Genomic DNA, 21,224 nt, shown 5'->3' on the forward strand with positions numbered 1-21,224 from the left:
TCATGAGTAATGAAATTGAGTTAAAATTCCAGATAAATAATTGTGACATTGCTGATCTACAATCTTTTTTAAACCAATGGGCAAGTAGTGATGAGCTTGAGTTTTCGAGCTTATCGAACAATCAGCGTACATTTTCAAACTTATCTTTGTATAACTGCTACTATGACACAGCGGATAATTATTTGCGAAATCATCATTGTGGATTAAGACTTAGAGTAACTGAAAGCAACGAAAGTAAACAGTGTGAAATGACCTTAAAACGTGATAGTCATTCTATCGCCGGTTTGCATGAACGTGCTGAATATAATGTTGATTTAAATCGTCCACAACTCGATTTATCTCTATTTCCTGTAGGCGTATTTCCTAACGATTGTGACATTGTAAAGTTGCAGCAAAATTTAAAACCACTTTTTACTACTAACTTTACCCGTCAAGTGTGGTTACTCTCGTTCGCGAATAGCGAAATTGAAGTTGCTTTAGATTTAGGCAAAATAACCTCAAATGGTAAATTTCAACCAATACAAGAAGTTGAACTCGAAATAAAACAAGGTAATAAACAAGATTTGATTAACTTCGCGATTGAGTTAAGTCGTTTTAACTTACATCTTTTTTCGCAGAGTAAGGCTTCAAGAGGTTACCGTTTATTATTGAATTCACCTATTATTGCTGAAATCTTTTCTGCACAAATTGGACAAGATTTACCAAATTTACTCAACTTTTGGCAACAAAATGAAGAATATGCCCTAGAAAATAATGATTTAACTTATTATAAACAATTAATTATTCAAATAAACGAAGTGTTAATAAATAAAAATCTTCAAATTGAGCCAGAATTTGAGCAGTGGCAAATGGCAATACAATGTATTGACTCGATTGCAAAGTTTGCTTATAGCGGAGTAAACACAAAACTCAAACTAAGGCTAATTTCTAAAATAAATGGAATATAGTTGAATATGAAAATGGATAGGACTTTTTTTAAATTACCACTATTATTAGTTTTATTTTATTGGTTATTTAATATTTTATATACCATAGTCTATGTTATTGGATTTGATGATTATCCTTTACTGTTAGATATGACAAATAACCAATTTATTCGGTATTTAACTAAGCAGGTAGTCATCTATTTCCTCTTCCAAATACCCTGTTCAATTGTTTTATTTGTTGTTTCCATAGTACTATTTAATAAATATTCCATTCATCAAGTCAATTCGAGAAATATTACTAATACTTTACTTGTCGCCATATTATTCACCTCAATGGAGGTTGCAGGACGATGGCTTTTTTACCGTGATATCTTTTCTTGGGTTGGATCTAAACTTAATTATTCAAATTCTGTTATCTATTATTCTTCTCTAACTCATGAATTGATTAATTTTGTTAACATATTAATTAGTTATATTTTTATAACACTATGGGCTTATCTTAGTTTTAAATTATTGAATAAAATTTTTATTCGCAGTAATGACGTATTAACTCGATCAGAAAGTCAGCGGTTACATTTTGGGTTATTTATTTCGCTTTATAATTGTTATTTTAACACGTTGATATTTTCTTTACTTTTTTGGGTGCCTTATCACAGTTTAAAAGGTTCAATAATTAGTATAACAATTTTAGCTCTATTTTTATTCATGACTAATTTGATAGGCTATTTTTTGTTGAGAAAATGTTTTACAGGCGTAACAGAAATTTTAAACCTGAAAAAGCTTATATTTAGTTCGCTAATTATATTTATTTTCAACTGTATCTTGGTTGCAATAATTTTTTGGGTATCTGTTTTTCTGTATGAATATTTACAAGCATTCTATAGATTCTCCAATAACTTTTTATTGTGTTATACATGGATAACGATAGGAATGGTGTTTATTTTAAGTTCGATACTGGTTAGAATTATGACTAAACTGTTATTTGATTCAAAAAATAAAATTAATATCACGCAATAATACAAGTTGTTATAGATGTATTGGTGAAAATCAGTTTTAACGTAATACTCAGATTATGTTTTCGGTTATAGTAAATGGCGTTGATGCAATGATCTAACAATTCAAACCCGATAATACCTTGTGAGAGACAGAAAAATGCCACAATCTAATCTTTTTAAAGATCAACAGTTAAGAGTTATCAATCAGCTTCAACAATGTGATCCCGTTCTGGTACAAGCAAACCTTGATATTTTAGTCCAAAGTAATTTTCTTGTTGAGGCATTTTCTCGTTTTCCACATTGGCTTGCTGATTTTGTACAAAACCCACCACTGGCAGATGAAAGACAATATTATCAATCTTGGTTAAATGAACAGTTAGTTTCAGTCGTGGATGAAGCCACATTAATGAAAACTTTAAGGCAATTTCGCCATAAAATGCTAATTCGTCTTGCATGGTCTCAATTAATAAAGGCAAGTAGTGATGAACAGATTTTGCTACAACTGAGTGAATTGGCAGAAATAATTGTTGTCACCGCTCGTGATTGGCTCTATACATTAAGTTGTCAAGAATGGGGAACGCCAAGCAATATGCAAGGTAAACCCCAACCGTTATTGATTTTAGGTATGGGCAAATTGGGTGGCGGCGAGCTAAACTTTTCGTCTGATATTGATTTAATTTTCACTTATCCAGAACATGGACAGACACAAGGTGGACGTCGAGAACTGGATAATGCGGTTTTTTTTACGCGTTTAGGACAACGTTTAATTAAAACGCTTGATCAGATTACAGAAGATGGATTTGTTTACCGTGTTGATATGCGTTTACGCCCTTTAGGCGATGGAGGTCCATTGGTTCTTAGCTTTTCTTCTATGGAAGATTATTATCAAGAACAAGGTCGAGATTGGGAACGTTATGCAATGGTGAAAGCAAAGGTATTAGGTGATCAGCATGATCCTTATACCCAAGAACTCTATCAAATGCTTAAACCTTTTATTTATCGCCGTTATATCGATTTTAGTGTTTTACAGTCACTGCGAAACATGAAAAGTATGATTGAGCGAGAAGTCCGTCGTCGTGGCTTAAAAAACAATATTAAACTTGGCGCTGGCGGCATTCGGGAAATTGAGTTTATTGTTCAAGTTTTTCAACTTATTCGAGGTGGTCGAGTGGTTGGCTTGCAGACACGTTCGTTATTAAGTGCTTTGCAGGTCATTGAGCAAGAATCATTACTGAAACTCAGTGAAGTGATCTTACTTCGAGAAAATTATCTTTTTTTACGTCGTTGTGAAAATCTTTTACAAGCGATTAATGACGAGCAAACCCAAACTTTGCCAGACAATGAACTTGATCAAATGCGTTTAGCAATTAGTATGGGGTTTGACAATTGGGAAAATTTTGAACAAGACTTGGCAAAAAGAATGTTGATCAACCGTGAAATATTCAATGAATTAATCGGCGATGAACAGTCCGAATCCACCCAGTCTAAACAATATAATGATAAGTTTGATGATTTATGGGTACCAGACTTAGAATTAAGTGATGTCAAAGCGGTGTTACCTAACTATGCTGAACAAACGGCAAACCAGCTTTGTCAATTGTTGTTACAATTTCGCAATGATATTGGTAAACGGACAATTGGGGTTCGTGGGCGAGAAATCCTCGATCAACTTATGCCGAGATTATTAGAAATACTTTGTAATGAAAAAAATGCCTTAACTGTGTTAGCAAGAATTTTCCCTTTGTTAGTCAATATTGTTAGCCGTACCACCTATTTAGAATTATTACTTGAATATCCCACCGCATTGAAGCAGTTAATTCGGTTATGTAGTGCTTCCCCGATGATTAGTGATCAGTTGGCGCATTATCCGATCTTGTTAGATGAACTCATCGATATTCATTCACTTTATCAAACGGTTGCCCCGAATGAATATAAAAGTGAACTTTATCAATATTTGCTTCGCATTCAAGTTGATGATGAAGAACAACAACTTGAAGCACTACGCCAGTTCAAGCAGATGCAATTATTGCATATTGCCGCAGCCGATGTTGCGCATGTATTAACCACCATGAAAGTGAGTGATCATTTAACGTTTGTGGCCGAAGCTCTCCTTGATTTTGTTGTTCAAATGGCTTGGAATCAAATGATAGCTCGATATGGCAAGCCAGAACATCTTACTGATGATCATAAAGGTTTAGTGGTTATTGCTTATGGTAAATTGGGCGGTTGGGAGCTGGGTTATGGGTCGGATTTAGATTTAGTTTTTTTACATGACTGCCCTGTTAACAGTATGACTAAGGGAGAAAAACAGATAGATAGTCGTCAATTCTATCTTCGCTTAGTTCAGCGTATTATCCATTTATTCAATGTACGTACCAGTTTTGGTATTTTGTATGAAGTTGATGTTCGTTTACGTCCGCAAGGGGAGGCGGGTTTATTGGCTTGCAGTTTAGCTGCTTTTGAGGACTATCAAATGCATGAAGCATGGACTTGGGAGCATCAAGCATTAGTTCGCGCCAGAGCCATTTATGGCGAAGTTGAACTTATTGAGCGTTTTAAACAAATTCGACATAAAGTTCTTTGTAAAGTACGTGATGAACACCAATTAAAAACCGAAGTTAGAGAAATGCGTGAAAAAATGCGTACTCATTTGGGGTCAACTCAACCGGATTCATTTAATTTAAAAATTGATCAGGGTGGAATAGGGGATATTGAATTTTTATCACAATATCTTGTGCTTAATTATGCACATCATTATCCTAAAATGACAACTTGGAGCGATAACGTTCGGATATTAGAGTTAGCCGCTAATTATCAAATTATGGAACAGGATGAAGCCCAAAAGCTCACTCAAGCTTATATTGATATGCGTAACGAAATTCATCAATTATCATTACAACTATTACCCAGCACGGTTGATAACACCTGTTTTGTTGAGGAAAAACAAATCGTCAATCAGAGTTGGTCTAAATGGTTAATGAATTGAAAAATATTAATGATTGATAATCAATTTAAAATTTATCGATCGAGTAATCGATTGAATGTTATCAGTGAGTTAACGCTATCAAAATTGACGCAAAAATGATATTTTAGATTTGTCATCCCACTAAAGTGTTTAGTGGGATAATTTTACAAGATAGCGATAATATATAGATTTATTTAACTTCTTTCCATAAGATCATGTTTTGATCTTCAAGGTCGGATGCATCAAATCCAATCGGTTGGGGCATATCTTCATGATCAAATGCTATATCTCCTCCATTAATTACACGATCCCCCTTTTTAATTCCTTTGAAATCAAAAAGTGAGGTATCACAAAGATGCGATAGAGTAATATTTTGGGTTGCACGGAACATGGTTTCAATGCGTCCGGGATATTTTTTATCCCATTCATTAAGCATCTCTTTAATCACTTGACGTTGTAAATTAGGCTGTGAACCACAAAGGTTACAAGGAATTATTGGAAATTGCTTAATTTCAGCATATTTTGCAATGTCTTTTTCTTTGCAATACGCAAGCGGTCGAATAATGATATGTTCACCTGAATCATTCATTAATTTGGGTGGCATTGCTTTAAGTTTACCACCGTAAAACATATTTAAAAACAAGGTTTCTAAAATATCGTCACGATGATGACCTAAGGCAATTTTTGTGGCGCCAAGTTCGGTTGCGGTGCGATATAAAATACCACGGCGCAGACGTGAACATAGCGAACAAGTTGTTTTACCTTCTGGTATTTTTTCTTTAACAATACCATAGGTATTTTCTTGAACTATTTTATATTCAATGCCTAACGACTCAAGGTATTGCGGTAATACATGTTCAGGAAATCCAGGTTGCTTTTGATCTAAATTAACGGCAATGAGATCAAAATTAATAGGCGCACTGATCTTTAAATTTAATAAAATATCAAGCAAGGTATAACTATCTTTACCGCCTGATAAACAGACCATAATACGATCGCCTTCTTCGATCATATTAAAATCAGCGATCGCTTCACCAGTAAGGCGACGCAATCGTTTATGGAGTTTGTTTTGATTATAGGTTTTCATGACAAATTAATACGTTATTCTGATCGTCCCATATAGCGACGTTCGGCGATATGAATTTTGACCTTTTCATTGTTATCAATGTATTCCGGAACTTGAATAACAAGTCCAGTTGATAATGTGGCTGGTTTAGTGCGAGCACTTGCTGATGCCCCTTTGATACTTGGTGAGGTCTCAATAATTTCTAGATCAACCGTTTGCGGTAATTCCAATGCAACGACTTCGCCATCAGCCATGAGTACTTGAATGCCGTTCATGCCACCTTCTGGAATAAAAAGAAGTTCTTCTTCAATTTGTGCTTTTTTGAAAATAAATGGCGTATAGTCTTCATTGTCCATAAAGACATATTCATCACCATCGATATAGGAAAAGCTGACTGGACGTCGAAAAAGTTCAATCGTTTCGATAATATCGTCACCTTTAAATCGCTCTTCAACTTTACCGCCTGTCTTTACATCGGTAAAACGCATTTTATAAAGTGTACTTGCACCACGGGCACTTGGACTTTGAACATCAATGTCTTTAACCAGTAATAATTTGCCATTATAAGTGACGGCATCGCCACGTTTTATTTCATTTGCTTTTGCCATAATAGTTTCTTTGTGAGGTTTTAAAATCGAATTTAAAATTTAGCTCGCTATTTTACCGCTATCTTGCTATTGTCACCATCAAAATTTATCGATGTTCCTTAAATTAAAGGAATCTTATGACAGAATTGGTTAAATGTCGTCAAAATTGTGGGGCCTGCTGTATTGCACCTTCGATCTCGTCCATTATTCCCGGAATGCCCAATGGCAAGCCTGCCGGCGTGCCCTGTATCCATTTAGATAGTCGTTTTCAATGTCAACTCTTTGGACAATCCTCCAGACCAAAGGTTTGTTGTCGATTAAAGCCGTGTATAGAAATGTGTGGCAGTAATCGTAAACAAGCTTTAGATTATTTAACTCAATTAGAACAGGTCACTAGCGCCTAAATATTGCTAATTTTTAATAAACTTGCGCAATTATTAGAATTATTTATCTCGTATTGTTTTTTTTTTGATACACTTCACCGCATTTCATTATTCAATGATAAATATACACAATAATTAAGATAAATAGCGTTTTCTATCAATTTTTTAAAATATCCGATTGGAAACTGATTTTTTCTTAATTACATTTACTTTCTTTAAAAGAAGATTTTTGTTATGAAAAATAAATTAAAACGGGATTTAAAGGCTCGCCATTTAGCCATGATTGCAATCGGTGGCTCAATTGGAACTGGGCTTTTTGTTGCATCCGGTGCAACAGTTGCACAGGCAGGGCCTGGTGGTGCTTTGCTTTCCTATGCCATTATTGGTGTAATGGTTTACTTTTTAATGACCAGCCTTGGTGAACTTGCTGCATATTTACCTGTATCCGGGACATTTGCGACTTATGGCGCTCGTTATGTTGATGAGGCGTTCGGATTTGCGATAGGTTGGAATTATTGGTACAACTGGGCAATTACCGTTGCGGTGGATCTGGTTGCTGCGCAACTGGTGATTTCGTATTGGTTTGATGCTGGAGCGTATAGTTGGCTTTGGAGTTTGTTATTTTTAAGCATTATTTTTTGCCTAAATTATATCTCTGTCAAAGGTTTTGGTGAAGCAGAGTTTTGGTTTTCATTAATTAAAGTGGTTACTGTGATTGTTTTTATTATAGTTGGCTTATTAATGATTGTCGGTATTTTGCGTGGTGGTGAAAGTACCGGTTTGCAGAATTGGACTGTTGGTGATGCGCCTTTTGTTGGCGGATTTTCTTCCATGATTGGTGTTGCTATGGTGGTCGGCTTTTCGTTCCAAGGTACAGAACTCATTGGTATTGCAGCCGGCGAATCAAAAGATCCTGAAAAAAATATTCCTAAAGCAATGAAGCAAGTTTTTTGGCGTATTTTGCTATTTTATATTTTTGCAATTTTAGTCATCAGTTTAATTATTCCTTATACCGATCCTAATTTACTTCGTAATGAGGAGACCGACATTAGTGTCAGCCCATTTACATTAGTATTCCAACATGCTGGCTTATTATCGGCAGCTGCCATAATGAATGCGGTTATTTTAACGTCAGTTTTATCCGCAGGTAATTCTGGTTTATATGCCTCGACACGTATGCTATATGCTTTAGCGAAAGAAGGAAAAGCACCTAAAATCTTTTCAAGATTATCTTCAACCGGGGTGCCTCGATTTGCATTACTAGCCACAACATTTGTTGCTATGTTATGTTTTTTAACCTCGATGTACAAAGATCAGGAAGTGTATTTATGGCTTCTTAATATGTCGGGTATGACCGGATTTATTGCTTGGCTTGGGATCGCAATTAGTCACTATCGGTTTAGAAAAGGGTATATAGCTCAAGGTTATGATGTTAAAAAATTACCTTATCGTTCTAGTTGTTTTCCATTCGGGCCTATATTCGCTTTTGTGCTTTGTCTTACCATCACTCTTGGGCAAAACTATGAAGCATTTTTACAAGATACCATTGATTGGAATGGTGTAATAGCGACTTATGTTGGTATTCCATTATTTTTCATTATTTATTTAGGTTATAAGATAGTGAAGAAAACCAAATGGGTGAAGTACAAAGATATGGATTTTTCTCAAACAGACTAGTTTGAGAAAGTCGGCTAAATTTTTCTCTTCCGTCGACAATTATGTCGACGGAATTTTATTAAAAAAGAGAAAAATAACCCATTAAGGTTAGTTAATTTTTAATTAACAAGTTTGATAACGATATTAGCGACTACGGAAGATGATACGTGCTTTAGAAAGATCGTAAGGCGTCATTTCAACAGTAACTTTATCGCCAGTTAAAATACGAATATAGTTTTTTCGCATTTTGCCAGAAATATGTGCAGTAACGACATGACCATTTTCAAGTTCAACACGAAACATCGTGTTAGGAAGAGTATCAAGTATGGTACCTTGCATTTCAATGTTATCTTCTTTTGCCATTGGGGCCTCTTAATAATAAAAACAAATTAAATATACACAATTCATTAATGACATCCCTTTTTTTAGGGAAAGAAAAGTAAAATTATAGTACTATTCTTTTATGACTAGTTTTGTATTTTATCATACGACAAAATAGTATTGCGTATAAACATATAAAAGCTTAACTTACAATATGTAAGTATCGCCGCAAAATAATGCCGAAAAAACTCCCAGAAGTAAAGTTATTTCTAATTTTTCTTTGCATAGTAAAGACCTTGTTGTTGAATATATTGCCGAACTTTTAAAGGTAATAAATCTTCACAACATTGTTGATTCTTAATTTTTTGCCTGATTTGCGTTGCCGAAATATCTTCTAATGGTGTATGAGAAAAATAGATATACCCCTGAGCAGAATCATGCAAATGTTTTACATTATTCGTTCGATTTTTATCAATCCATTGTTGAAATTCAACGTTATCAGTCCTTGCGGCATAATTTGGTCGCTGGCAGATAATCAAATGGCAATAATCCAGTAATGATTGCCATTTATGCCAACTAGGCAAATTCAATAATGAATCTTGTCCCATAATAAATGCAAGTGATGCCGTTTTCCCGTTTTCATTACGCCATTGCTGCAATGTATCAATAGTATAAGAAGGGCGATTTGCATCGCTAGGAGCAATTTCACGTGTATCAATGGTAAACAGAGGCAAATCTTCAATAGCTAATGCTAACATTGTCAAACGCTGTTTTATGGTTGCTATGGGTTGTGGTTTATGAGGAGGTATTTTATTGGGTAATAAAACTATCTGTTTTACCCCCACTTCTTGTGCTAATGAAATTGCAGGGCGTAGATGACCATAATGAATAGGATCGAATGTGCCACCAAATAGAGCGGTTAGCATTGATTCAATCCCATAAATTGCATCATCAAACTATTCAAATTGTCCCAAATACGCAATTGGCTATCATGTTTTACACCGATCTCAATCTCGGTTAATTTAGCCAAAGTGGTAAATAGATTTTTTATATCATTACGATTTAAATAGGATGTATACAAAGCTCTTTTGTTTTGCCATACTTTAAATTTATCAAACGCCTGTTTAAGCGAATTTTTTTCTGAGGATTTTTTCAAATTGATGATTAGAATGAGTTCTCGTTGAAAAATTCGCATGAGGATTAAGGGTTCAATATCATTCATTCTTAATTGTTGTAAGATATGCGTTGCGCGTTTTGATTTATTGGCAACCATAGCATCAATCCAATGATATGGACTAAATACAGCTGAATCATTGATATTATTTTCAACCTGTTCATAAGTAATTTTATGATTAGGGTAGAGTAATTGTAATTGTTCGATGATTTGTGTCAAAGCAAGTAAATTACCTTCATAATAATAACAAAGTAACTCAATCGCTTGTGGTTCAATGTCTATTTTTTTTATCTGAAGATGGTTTTTTATCCACTGAGGTAACTGTAAGGTATCAGGGGTTGTACAATTAACGATAACAAGTTTATCAGCTAACGCTTTATACCATGTTGCGTTTTCTTGAGTTTTCGTTATCTTATTTAAACTAATTATTAATGCAATATCAGGTGTTAACACTTCACTTAATGTATTGAGTTTTGTTATTAACGCAGTATTTAATGCATTATCACCAAAATCAAGAAAGATAAGTGTGTTATTCGAAAATAGATTTAATGCCTGACAACTGTCATAAATTGCAGACCAATCTGTTTGATTGTCTATAGTAAATGCCAGTTGTTCATCAAATCCTTTTTGTCCAAATGTATTGCGTAATTGAGTGAGTGCATAATGTTGCAGATAAGGATCACTCCCTATTAATAAATAATAGGGTGATCCTAATTGATGATTGATTTGGTCAGCGCCGATTTTTATCATAAAACACTATTATTTTACTGCATCAACAGATTTTAACTTACGTAAAACCTGTTTTGCTGCCTGTTTATACATTTCATCTTCAACTAAATTTTGTTCTGCTGTTTTAGCTAATGGGTTTGATGGATTATCAAAGAATGTACGGAATACTCGTACATTAATTGGATAGATTTGTTTACCATTCGTTACAGCTTGAGCTTGTACAGTTAAAACGAGTTGATATTCTGCCGCTTTACCATCTTTATAAATTGATATGGTATTACGATCAATATGTTCACTTGTAATACTAAGTGTTGGATATTGACCTGAAGCATCATCAGTCACTAATTTTACCTGATTATCGTGCAAGATTTCTTTAACATATCTAGATAATTTGCCATATGGGTCATAACTTATATAAGACATAGTTTTAAATCTTGACGGTATATCGTTTTCATTTTGCAAATGGAATCCACACCCCGAGAGTGATATTGCCATTAGCATGATTATAGCTATATATTTTTTCATAAGAATTACCACCAATTTTTCGTCATTAACAATATTAACCAACAACCAAATTCAATAACTTCCCTGGTACATAAATGACTTTGCGAATAGTTACATCAGCCAGATATTTTTGAATGTTAGGTTCTTGTTTAGCTTGTTCTACAACAAAATCTTGCTCAGCATTAGCAGGTACAGTGAATTTGCCACGTACTTTACCATTAATTTGTACTACGATGAGTTTTTCATCTTCAATCATCGCTGATTCATCAGCAATCGGCCATGTTGCATTATCGATTGATTCACTATGCCCTAATGCTTGCCACATAACAAAACAAACATGCGGAATCATTGGATAAAGTAGGCGGACAATCGCATTTAAAGCTTCGTTCATTAATGCATAGTCTTGGTCGTTTTCTAAAGGTGCTTTTTGTAGACGATTCATAAACTCCATGACAGCAGCAATTGCTGTATTAAATGTTTGTCGACGTCCAATATCATCACTGACTTTGGCAATGGTTTTATGAAGTTCACGACGTAATGTTTTTTGTTCAGCATTCAATTGTGTCACATCTAATTTGACACTTTTACCTTGCTGTGCATACTCATACACTAAACGCCAAACACGTTTAATAAAACGGTTAGCCCCTTCAACACCTGATTCTTGCCATTCAAGCGTCATATCAGCAGGCGAGGCAAACATCATAAATAATCGAACTGTGTCAGCACCATATTTTTCAACCATTTCTTGTGGATCGATGCCGTTATTTTTCGATTTCGACATTTTAGTCATACCTGCATGTACAAGTTCATTACCTTTGCTGTCGATTGCCTTGCAAATGCGACCTTTTTCGTCACGTTCAATGGTGACTTCGGTCGGTGATACCCAAATGCGTTCGTTTGTTGGACTGGTATAATAAAATGCATCAGCAAGTACCATACCTTGACAAAGTAATCGTTTAGCTGGTTCATCAGAGCTGACTAAGCCAAAATCACGCATTAATTTATGAAAGAATCTAAAATAAAGTAAATGCATAATGGCATGTTCAATACCACCAACGTACTGATCGACAGGTAACCAGTAATTCGCTGCTTTTTCATCTAACATGCCCTTGTCATAGTGCGGACAAGTATAACGTGCGTAATACCATGATGATTCCATAAAGGTATCAAAGGTATCGGTTTCACGAAGTGCCGCTTGACCATTAACAGTCGTTTTTGCCCAATTTGGATCGGCTTTAATTGGACTGGTTATTCCATTCATTTCGACGTCTTCAGGTAAAATAACCGGTAATTGGTCTTCTGGCGTCGGAATGGTGGTTCCATCTTCAAGGGTGACCATTGGAATCGGTGCGCCCCAATAACGTTGACGGGAAACACCCCAATCACGCAAGCGATAATTGACTTTACGCTCACCAATACCCAATGCAGTCAATTTGTCGGCGATAGCATTGAATGCTTGCTCAAAATTAAGTCCATCAAATTCACCCGAATTAAATAGCTTACCATGTTCAGTATAAGCATTTTCAGACAGGTCAGGAGCTTGCCCATCTTGATTTAAGATAACTGGTTTAATTGGCAGATTATATTTTGATGCAAACTCATAATCTCGCTCATCATGTCCCGGTACTGCCATTACTGCACCAGTGCCATATTCAATTAAGACAAAGTTGGCAATCCATACCGGCACTTTATTACCCGTTAACGGATGAATAGCATAAAACCCAGTGGCGATGCCTTTTTTCTCCATTGTTGCCATATCGGCTTCTGCGGTTTTGGTATTTTTGCATTCTGCAATAAATTCAGCAATTTTCGGATTATTTTTCGCTGCTAATTGTGCTAGTGGGTGCTCAGCGGCAACTGAGACAAAACTTACGCCCATTAAGGTATCAGGGCGAGTTGTATAAACACGCAATTTATCATTGTAGTTTTCTACAGCAAAATCAAATTCGACCCCTTCAGAACGACCAATCCAGTTTCGTTGCATTGTTTTAACTTGTTCTGGCCAATCTTCAAGCGTATCTAAATCATTGAGTAGCTCTTCGGCATAGTCAGTAATTTTGATAAACCATTGTGGGATCTCTTTACGCTCGACGGGGGTATTACAACGCCAACAACAACCTTCAACTACTTGCTCATTAGCTAGAACAGTTTGATCGTTAGGGCACCAGTTAACTGCTGAAGTCTTTTTGTAAACTAAACCTTTCTCATAAAGTTTAGTAAAAAACCATTGTTCCCATTTGTAGTATTCCGGTCGGCAAGTGGTGACTTCACGATCCCAATCATAACCAAAACCTAATAATTGTAATTGCTTTTTCATGTAAGCAATATTTTCGTAAGTCCATTTTGCTGGTGCGGTATTGTTTTTTACTGCCGCCCCCTCAGCGGGTAAACCGAAAGCATCCCAACCTATTGGTTGTAATACATTTTTACCATTTAGACGTTGATAACGTGAGATCGTATCACCGATTGTATAATTACGGACATGACCAAGATGCAAACGACCTGAAGGATAAGGAAGCATTGACAAGCAGTAATACTTCTCTTTAGATGCATCTTCAGTAACGTGAAATGTTTTGTTCTCTAGCCAATGTTGTTGAACTTTGGCTTCAATCTCATCTGGGCGATATTGTTCTTGCATGACGAATTAATGTCCTATCTATTATTGCTAATAAAAAATAATTTGCTAATTGTATTGGTTATTGGCACGTTTTACAAACGATATATGAAACAAGGAGAATGATTTGATACCAATATTTATAAGAATTAAAATCAATAGAGTTAACAATATAAAAAGAAATACATTTTTGCTTTTCAATAGATTTAAAAAAACTTAAGATATATTCTAAAAAATTTAAGGAATAGCTTCTTATGGAAAATCGTACATTTGAATTTCGTTGTTTCACTCGGCGCTCATTTATTGTTTTCGATTAGCTTTGCTTCATTTGTCGCAGATTATCTCATTCTTTTATTTCTTTCTGATGCTGTCATGCCTTTGATCCCCAAACAATATTTTATGGAGATTCTTTTTGGTGGAATCCTAGTGTTGAGCTTACTTTCTGCCGTTTTGTTTGCTATAAGTATTGTGAGTTTATTCCGTAAAAAAATGACGTTTAATGTCAATTCATATTTGATCTATATTGATGACCATAAAAAATTGAATCAAACGTTTCAATGGTCAGCATTACAAAAAGTAATAATGTTTAATGTCGATAACCCTATTTGGATTAATCAAACACTTATCCTGGAATTTGACAATGAGCGTATTAATATGCAGATAGTAAAGGGAAGAATTCCACTATTATCCAAAAAAGATATCGATCAATTTTTTGAATTTACACAATATCTTCATTAACAAGTTCTCAAACCAGATTTTACATTATTCTCGGTGGATAAAACTTTATCATCTAAAACAGCTGAATTTCTAGCGGATGTTTCACATGATTTAGAATATCGTTACCTTTATGTCAGAAAGTAGCTATTGCACATTTATTATTTATAAATTAATGATAAAACAATGGCTATTGAAATGTTTAAATAGCCTTAAACTATACTGATAAACTTCAACTGCCTTTTAATTGCTCAATATATTAGCTACCATTAAACGCACGTTAAGAAACGTAAAGAATAGTTTTTCTCATCAACCAGTATATTTTCGAAATTGGTTTAAATAAGTTCATCGACTTTTTGGGCTTCAATCACATCTAGGCAATATTGCTCTTGTGTGATATGTCCTACCTATTATTGCTAATAAAAAATAATTTGCTAATTGTATTGGTTATTGACAGGTTTACAAACGATAGATGAAACAAGAAGAATGATTTGATACAAATATTTATTTGAATTAAGATCAATAAAGTTAACAATATAAATAAAAAGAAATAAATCTTTCCTTCTCAATGTATTTAAAAAAAACTTAAGATATTTTTCTAAAAAAATATAAGGAATAGCTTATGGAAAATCGTACATTTGAATTTCGTTGTTTTACTCGGCGCTCATATATCAATTTATTTATAGTCGTTGTTTGCTTTGGTCTTTTAGTCTTTGGTTGTCTCATGTATTTATTTGTATTTTTCTTTGATGCGATCATGCCGATGATTCCCAACCAATACTTTGAGGTCATTTTTATTGTTGGAATGCTTGTTCCTGAATTAATTTCTATCTTTCTGTTTGCTATATGTATTACTCGCTTGATCCGTAAAAAAATGACGATTAATGTCAATTCATATTCGATTAGTATTGATGACCATAAAACATTGAATCAAACCTTTCAATGGTCAGCATTACGAAAAGTAATAATATTTAAAAGTGTTGTGGGAATATATCACACACTTATCTTGGAGTTTGACAATATGCCTATTAGTATAATGGTAGTAAAGTGTATATTTTTATCCAAAGAAGATACAGAGCAATTTCTTCAATTTACACAATATGTTGATGAACATATTATAAAACCAGATTTTTCTTTATTCTCATTGGAAAAAACGTTGACTACTAAAGTTTTGCAAGGAATATCAAAAGCAATGACAGATGAAGGAGAATATCGTTATTTATATGTCAGAAGGTAACGAGTCAGTGTTTATTGATGATAAAATACTAATATGGCTATTTAAACAATTAAATAGCCATTTTTGGTTTTATACTAATTTGGTTGTGAGGTGATTAATGGTCAATTAGCCGCCATTAAAAACACTTAAAAATCTAGATAAATATGACTTTTGTTCCTCTTTTGGCATATTCTCAAGATTTGCTTGAACTAACTTATCTACTTTTTCAGCCTCGTCAGTTAAACCTAATTGTTGATAAGCATTACGCATTAAAAGCAATGCTTGTTTTGTTGAGTCAGTGTCAGGAAATTGTGCTAACATTTGTGTAACACGATTGATTACAGCAGCATAAGAACCTCGTTCAGTATAAAACTCAGCGACTTTAAGTTGATACCGTGAAATTCTATTTTTCAAAAATATAAGGCGTTTTTGTGCATCAGCTGCATAATAACTCGATGGAAAACTGGAGACTAGATAAGAAAAATCTTTAAAAGCAGCCATTGCATATTGCGAATCACGATCGGAACGATCAACGTTAAACCAACCTTGAATCATATTATCATCTTGTGCCATATTGGATAAACCACGAACGTAAATTACCCAATCAATATTAGGGTGAGTTGGATTTAATTTCAAGAAACGGTCAATTGATGCAATGGCTAGAGGTAAATCTGCTGATTTATAATAAGCATAAATCAAATCAAGTTGTGTTTGTTGAGAATAAGGGCCAAATGGATATGTTTTATCTAAAGCTTCTAAAACAGAGATGCTTGATTTTAAATTGCCATTATCTAAAGCTTCTTGCGCTTTAGCATGCAGTTCAACCTCTGATACATTTTCAACATCAGGCTTCGTAGTTGTACAGCCAATTAGCACACCACTTAAAGCGACAGCTAATAAAGAGTATAAGCGTGATTTCATTCGGTTCCCAATCCAAAAAATAAACAATAAGCGTTATGATTAGTATATAATACTCTAAAATGTATTAGCTTAAAATAGATAAATTTAATATGCAAGAATTAAAATTAACCAACGTTATTGAATCCACTCAACTAGGAATGCGTCTAGATCAAGCATTATCGGAACTTTTTCCAGATTATTCTCGTTCAAGAATTAAAGATTGGATTATTAATAATAAAGTTTTAGTTAACAATGTTATTGTTAATAAACCTAAAGAAAAAGTTTTGGGCGGTGAAACAATTGTCATCAATGCTGAAATTGAAGAAGAGACTTATCATCAACCAGAAGATATCAAACTAGACATTGTTTATGAAGATGATGATATTTTAGTGATAAATAAGCCACGAGATTTAGTTGTTCATCCTGGAGCAGGTAATCCAAATGGCACAGTGTTAAATGCGCTATTACATTATTGTCCTGAAATAGCTCGAGTGCCTAGAGCTGGTATTGTACATCGCTTAGATAAAGACACGACGGGTTTGATGGTCGTTGCAAAAACTATTGTAGCCCAAACACATTTAGTCGAATCTCTGCAATTAAGGGAAATAACCCGTGAATATGAAGCGGTAGCTATGGGAATTATTACGGCGGGGGGAACGATAGATCAGCCTATTACCCGACACCCAACTAAACGTACTCATATGGCGGTATTTCCGACAGGAAAACCTGCGGTAACACATTATCGTGTTATGGAAAAGTATCGATTACATACACGATTACGTTTACGATTAGAAACTGGACGAACACACCAAATTCGAGTACATTTAGCACATATTGCTCATCCTTTAGTCGGTGATCCTCTGTATGGTGGACGTCCTCGACCGCCGAAAGGAGCTAGTCAATCTTTAATTAATACATTGCGTGATTTTGATAGACAAGCTTTACACGCAACAATGCTAAGATTGTTTCATCCGGTAACTGGGGAACAAATGGAATGGCATGTGCCAATTCCTGAAGATATGCAAAGGCTAGTTATAGCACTACAAGAAGATACAGAACTACATAAACATGAGTTGGATTGGTGAAAGAAAAATGATTAAATCGATTTATCCTTATTGGCTTGCACCGAAAAATATTCGGGCATTAACCACGACACGAATGGGCGGGGTCAGTCTACCGCCATTTGAAAGTTTAAACATGGGAGAGCGGACAGGCGATGATATAAATAATATTGCAGAAAACCGTAGACGCTTAATCCAAGCTGAACAACTTCCAAGTGAGCCTTATTGGCTTAATCAAACCCATAGTACGACTGCTCTAGATATTTCACAAATAGAATTAAAAGCACCTATAGGAATAGTCAATTCAAAGCAAATATTTGAAGCGGATGCAGCCTACACTCATCAAGCAAAACAAGTTTGTGTTGTTTTAACAGCTGATTGTATGCCTGTATTATTTTGTTCTTCTAAAGGAGATGAAGTTGCTGCGGCTCATGCTGGGTGGCGTGGATTGTGTCATGGTATTTTAGAAGAAACAATTAAAAAGTTTTCATGTAAAACATCTGAAATTCTGGTTTGGATGGGACCGGCAATCAGTGCTAAAAAATATGAAGTGGGTGAAGAAATAAAAAAACAATTTGAATCCTTTGATCCAAAAGCTAAAAGCGCATTCAAGTTGATCAATATACCCGAACAAAAATATCTTGCTGATCTTTATTTAATTGCCAAACAACGTTTAAATTTATTAGGAATAAACAAAATATTTGGCGGTGATTATTGTACTTATACTGAACAAGACAAGTTCTTTTCCTACCGTCGAGAAAATAAAACGGGAAGAATGGCTTCCATGATTTGGTTTGAATAATAACAATATGGTAATTATAGAAATGAATATTAGCTGGCTTGTAAAGTTAACAGTTATTTAGGTTTGTTGATCATTTTCTACATTGCTAACAAAAAAGTAAACTATATTTTTTGCCAGCTAAAAATCATGTTTGTATTTTATTATTCAATCTCATTTTTTGTGTCCTTAAATATTCCACTCAATAGCATTTTTATTTCAATTACATTGATTCTTAATAATTTTTATTCACATCACTTTATTAAAACAATAAAATGATTAAATATGCTAAATAAATAACCGTTGTTTAATTAAATAATCTATAATAACTAAATAATATAGAATTATATAAACGCTATTATCTTGATTGTCGGATTAGGTTTGATTAAACTTTATCAAATTATAGATCGTAAATAACGATATATATTGAATAAATTAAGAACTAATTCATGTTGATACAAAGAATCAAGTAACGTTTTAAAAAGATGAATTGAGGAATAATAAATGATACGCTTTTTTTATATTGGTATTGTTCTATTACTTTTAAGTGCTAATTCTTATAGCCAATTATTCGAGATTCCTGAAGAATATCGAGGTGACTCTTTTATTAGTACCGCCAATATGAAGAAAATAGAAAGAGATTGCGTTCTGCCCAATGATTATTGGGAAATGAATGATTCACAACGAAAAGAAATTGATCGAAGATGTACTTTAAACCATCTGGAGTTTGATTTTAGCGGTTTATATAATTTAATCGATAAAAGTACGGTTATATTTGAAAATGACACTTTAAAGTTAGTCCTACATAAAGAATATTTTGATTATAAAATCAAAGGTGATCTTTATGTTGGTGCGAAATTAATATTATCTCTTGTTAAAGGTGAGTTTGTTAAAGACCAAATTATTCTAGCCAATAATTTTATGAACCAAAGCAATTCATTTTTACTGGGTTATCAATATTTTTATATAGCGCCAAGTGGCGATATTTATATTCTGATGGCAACCGAGTCTGAAGATCGAATCGAGCCTCAATTATGGGAACATTATAAAATCGATACTAAAAATTTTAGATTCATCGTATCTAAACTTCACAAAGGACGCTATCAAATTGCTTATCCTGGGGTTTTCAATATATTAACTGATCCAAATAAAAACGTTAATTATGATGATAAAGACTTTTTGGAATGTTTAAATAATGAGTTCAAAGAGAATTGCTCAAATGAAGACATCTATGTTTATTACTTTGAACAATTACAACAAAAGACAGCTGAACTAGATCAAAAAGAAAATATCGATAAAAGTTCTTTTCCTGCTCTTAAAAAGCGATTAGATAAACTTTGTCTAAAAAAACGAGCTCCTTCAAATGAAGATAAATTAGTAAATTATCTCAATGAAATCACACAATGTGAAATTAAAAATTTAAAACAAAATTTAAAGCAAATTGAGGATAGTTTAGCTGATGATATTCCTGATACAAATGGATCTTTAGAATAGAGGGCGATATTAAATATTATCAATAATTTAATAGGTTAATAATTTGTATTTGAAGAAAACAATATAGGTAGGTTATCTTGTTAAAATTATAATAATATGAAAATAATTAAAAATAAGGAAATTTAGCAATGAAATTTTTTAAATTTTTTTTAGTCATTTTTCTACTTATACCTCAACTCGCCCAAGCAATATATCGAGTTTATACAGGGAATATAGGAGATAGAAAAGTAGAATTCTATATCTATGCTATTCCTGATTCGACCTTTAATATTCGTTATATTGATGATAAAACCTTCAAAATAAAGCAACTTGGTTTACCAGAAAAAAAAGGGAATAATTATATTTTTAAAGAATATTCGGGTGATTCGGAAGGTGATGTTAATTCAATATTGATTAAAAATTTTGATTTCAATGAGAATAAAGCTAATTCTGAAAATAAAATACTAAAAGGTTATTCAACCGAATTTGGTGAGTTTACGTTAGAAAAGAAATTTGAATATAACGTAGTTTGGGACGATGAAGATAAAAATATACAAAATCAGGCTCAATCTTTATTCAACAATGTCGAATTTGATAATATTGAATTTCTACAGGTTGATTCAACAGATAATTTTTACTTTAAAGTTCTAATATCCAAAAAGAAAAAAGATGATATTAGAATTAAAGGAATTAATATTTATAGTAAAAAAAATGGCGAGTTATATCAGACAATTCTTAACTCTAAAGGCTATCGTTTTTATACTTTTTCTGCACTTAGCATAGGGGATTTTGATTTCGATGGTATCAAAGATGATTTATCACTAGCTGATGGTGAAACCAGTGGTGTAAATGTGCCACATAAATATTATCTTTATGATAAATCATCAGAAAAATTTGTTGATGCCAATTTAGAAGGATATATCTTTGATTTTGATAATGATAAAAAAATAGCAACAAGTACTAAAACTTGTGATGATCTTACTAAAGATTCGACATCTATTACATTAAATAAAATGTATTTTTTAATGAAAAAACAACAAAAATTTCAATACTTAGAAAATTATTGCCTCGTTTCAAGCGATGAGTTTATAAGAAAATGTACTTCAAAAGAAAAACAATCTTGTGAAAATAAAATAGTTAAACCAACTGATGATTTATAAAG

Annotated in this window: 17 protein-coding genes and 1 pseudogene; 10 read left to right on the forward strand and 8 right to left on the reverse strand. The window is 33.5% G+C overall.

The annotated features are described in order from the left end of the window. The first annotated feature begins 2 nt into the window (after positions 1–2). Both ACKJXD_RS04335 and glnE read left to right on the forward strand, forming a co-directional pair. Positions 3–947 (forward strand): inorganic triphosphatase, encoded by a 945-nt coding sequence (locus tag ACKJXD_RS04335; RefSeq protein ID WP_430875641.1) that lies wholly within the window; start codon positions 3–5, stop codon positions 945–947. Between the two features lie 1,131 nt (positions 948–2,078). Beyond that, positions 2,079–4,907, forward strand: a complete 2,829-nt coding sequence (gene glnE, locus ACKJXD_RS04340; RefSeq protein ID WP_430875642.1) for a bifunctional [glutamate--ammonia ligase]-adenylyl-L-tyrosine phosphorylase/[glutamate--ammonia-ligase] adenylyltransferase — start codon at positions 2,079–2,081, stop codon at positions 4,905–4,907. A gap of 169 nt (positions 4,908–5,076) precedes the next feature. On the opposite strand, the gene ttcA is transcribed toward glnE, so the two are convergent. Beyond that, complete coding sequence (ttcA, locus tag ACKJXD_RS04345; protein WP_430875643.1) at positions 5,077–5,973, reverse strand: tRNA 2-thiocytidine(32) synthetase TtcA; 897 nt, start codon at positions 5,971–5,973, stop codon at positions 5,077–5,079. A 14-nt stretch (positions 5,974–5,987) separates the two neighbouring features. Continuing rightward, positions 5,988–6,560 carry an elongation factor P-like protein YeiP gene (gene yeiP / locus ACKJXD_RS04350; protein WP_220216846.1) on the reverse strand — a complete coding sequence of 191 codons (573 nt, stop codon included), beginning with the start codon at positions 6,558–6,560 and terminating at the stop codon, positions 5,988–5,990. Positions 6,561–6,676: 116 nt separating this feature from the next. Between yeiP and ACKJXD_RS04355 the strand changes: the two genes are divergently transcribed. Next, the gene (locus tag ACKJXD_RS04355) at positions 6,677–6,943 is read left to right on the forward strand and encodes a YkgJ family cysteine cluster protein (protein WP_294827846.1); all 267 of its coding nucleotides are present in this window, start codon (positions 6,677–6,679) and stop codon (positions 6,941–6,943) included. 213 nt (positions 6,944–7,156) lie between these two features. After that, positions 7,157–8,599 (forward strand): amino acid permease, encoded by a 1,443-nt coding sequence (locus ACKJXD_RS04360; RefSeq protein ID WP_220216848.1) that lies wholly within the window; start codon positions 7,157–7,159, stop codon positions 8,597–8,599. A 123-nt stretch (positions 8,600–8,722) separates the two neighbouring features. On the opposite strand, the gene infA is transcribed toward ACKJXD_RS04360, so the two are convergent. From infA to leuS, 5 genes are all read right to left on the reverse strand, one after another. After that, positions 8,723–8,941, reverse strand: a complete 219-nt coding sequence (gene infA / locus ACKJXD_RS04365; protein WP_025315083.1) for a translation initiation factor IF-1 — start codon at positions 8,939–8,941, stop codon at positions 8,723–8,725. A 227-nt stretch (positions 8,942–9,168) separates the two neighbouring features. Next, entirely contained in the window at positions 9,169–9,825 is a 657-nt protein-coding gene (nadD, locus tag ACKJXD_RS04370; protein ID WP_430875644.1) for a nicotinate-nucleotide adenylyltransferase, read from the reverse strand. Then, positions 9,819–10,823, reverse strand: coding sequence for a DNA polymerase III subunit delta (holA, locus tag ACKJXD_RS04375; protein WP_430875645.1), 1,005 nt, complete (start codon positions 10,821–10,823; stop codon positions 9,819–9,821). Before holA ends, nadD begins: the two co-directional genes overlap by 7 nt. Before the next feature lie 9 nt (positions 10,824–10,832). Further along, on the reverse strand, positions 10,833–11,327 hold the full coding sequence (gene lptE, locus ACKJXD_RS04380; protein WP_220216851.1) for an LPS assembly lipoprotein LptE: 495 nt from the start codon (positions 11,325–11,327) through the stop codon (positions 10,833–10,835). 34 nt (positions 11,328–11,361) lie between these two features. Further along, on the reverse strand, positions 11,362–13,944 hold the full coding sequence (leuS, locus tag ACKJXD_RS04385; RefSeq protein ID WP_220216852.1) for a leucine--tRNA ligase: 2,583 nt from the start codon (positions 13,942–13,944) through the stop codon (positions 11,362–11,364). Positions 13,945–14,190: 246 nt separating this feature from the next. Here leuS and ACKJXD_RS04390 point away from each other — a divergent pair, with 246 nt between their 5' ends. After that, positions 14,191–14,658 carry a hypothetical protein gene (locus ACKJXD_RS04390; protein ID WP_430875646.1) on the forward strand — a complete coding sequence of 156 codons (468 nt, stop codon included), beginning with the start codon at positions 14,191–14,193 and terminating at the stop codon, positions 14,656–14,658. A 598-nt stretch (positions 14,659–15,256) separates the two neighbouring features. Next, on the forward strand, positions 15,257–15,871 hold the full coding sequence (locus tag ACKJXD_RS04395; RefSeq protein ID WP_430875647.1) for a hypothetical protein: 615 nt from the start codon (positions 15,257–15,259) through the stop codon (positions 15,869–15,871). 177 nt (positions 15,872–16,048) lie between these two features. Here ACKJXD_RS04395 and bamD read toward each other — a convergent pair. Then, a pseudogene (bamD, locus tag ACKJXD_RS04400) lies at positions 16,049–16,771 on the reverse strand (outer membrane protein assembly factor BamD); the annotation flags it as partial. Positions 16,772–16,860: 89 nt separating this feature from the next. Between bamD and rluD the strand changes: the two are divergent. From rluD to ACKJXD_RS04420, 4 genes are all read left to right on the forward strand, one after another. Beyond that, positions 16,861–17,835 carry a 23S rRNA pseudouridine(1911/1915/1917) synthase RluD gene (rluD, locus tag ACKJXD_RS04405; RefSeq protein ID WP_220216856.1) on the forward strand — a complete coding sequence of 325 codons (975 nt, stop codon included), beginning with the start codon at positions 16,861–16,863 and terminating at the stop codon, positions 17,833–17,835. A 10-nt stretch (positions 17,836–17,845) separates the two neighbouring features. Next, positions 17,846–18,613: a peptidoglycan editing factor PgeF gene (gene pgeF / locus ACKJXD_RS04410; protein WP_370632157.1), complete on the forward strand. Its 768-nt coding sequence runs from the start codon at positions 17,846–17,848 to the stop codon at positions 18,611–18,613. Between the two features lie 480 nt (positions 18,614–19,093). Next, entirely contained in the window at positions 19,094–20,083 is a 990-nt protein-coding gene (locus ACKJXD_RS04415; protein ID WP_430875648.1) for a hypothetical protein, read from the forward strand. A gap of 128 nt (positions 20,084–20,211) precedes the next feature. Then, positions 20,212–21,222 carry a hypothetical protein gene (locus tag ACKJXD_RS04420; protein ID WP_220216859.1) on the forward strand — a complete coding sequence of 337 codons (1,011 nt, stop codon included), beginning with the start codon at positions 20,212–20,214 and terminating at the stop codon, positions 21,220–21,222. Positions 21,223–21,224: the final 2 nt, after the last annotated feature.

This window comes from Gilliamella sp. G0441, from assembly GCF_050589305.1.
Taxonomy (GTDB): Bacteria; Pseudomonadota; Gammaproteobacteria; order Enterobacterales; family Orbaceae; genus Gilliamella.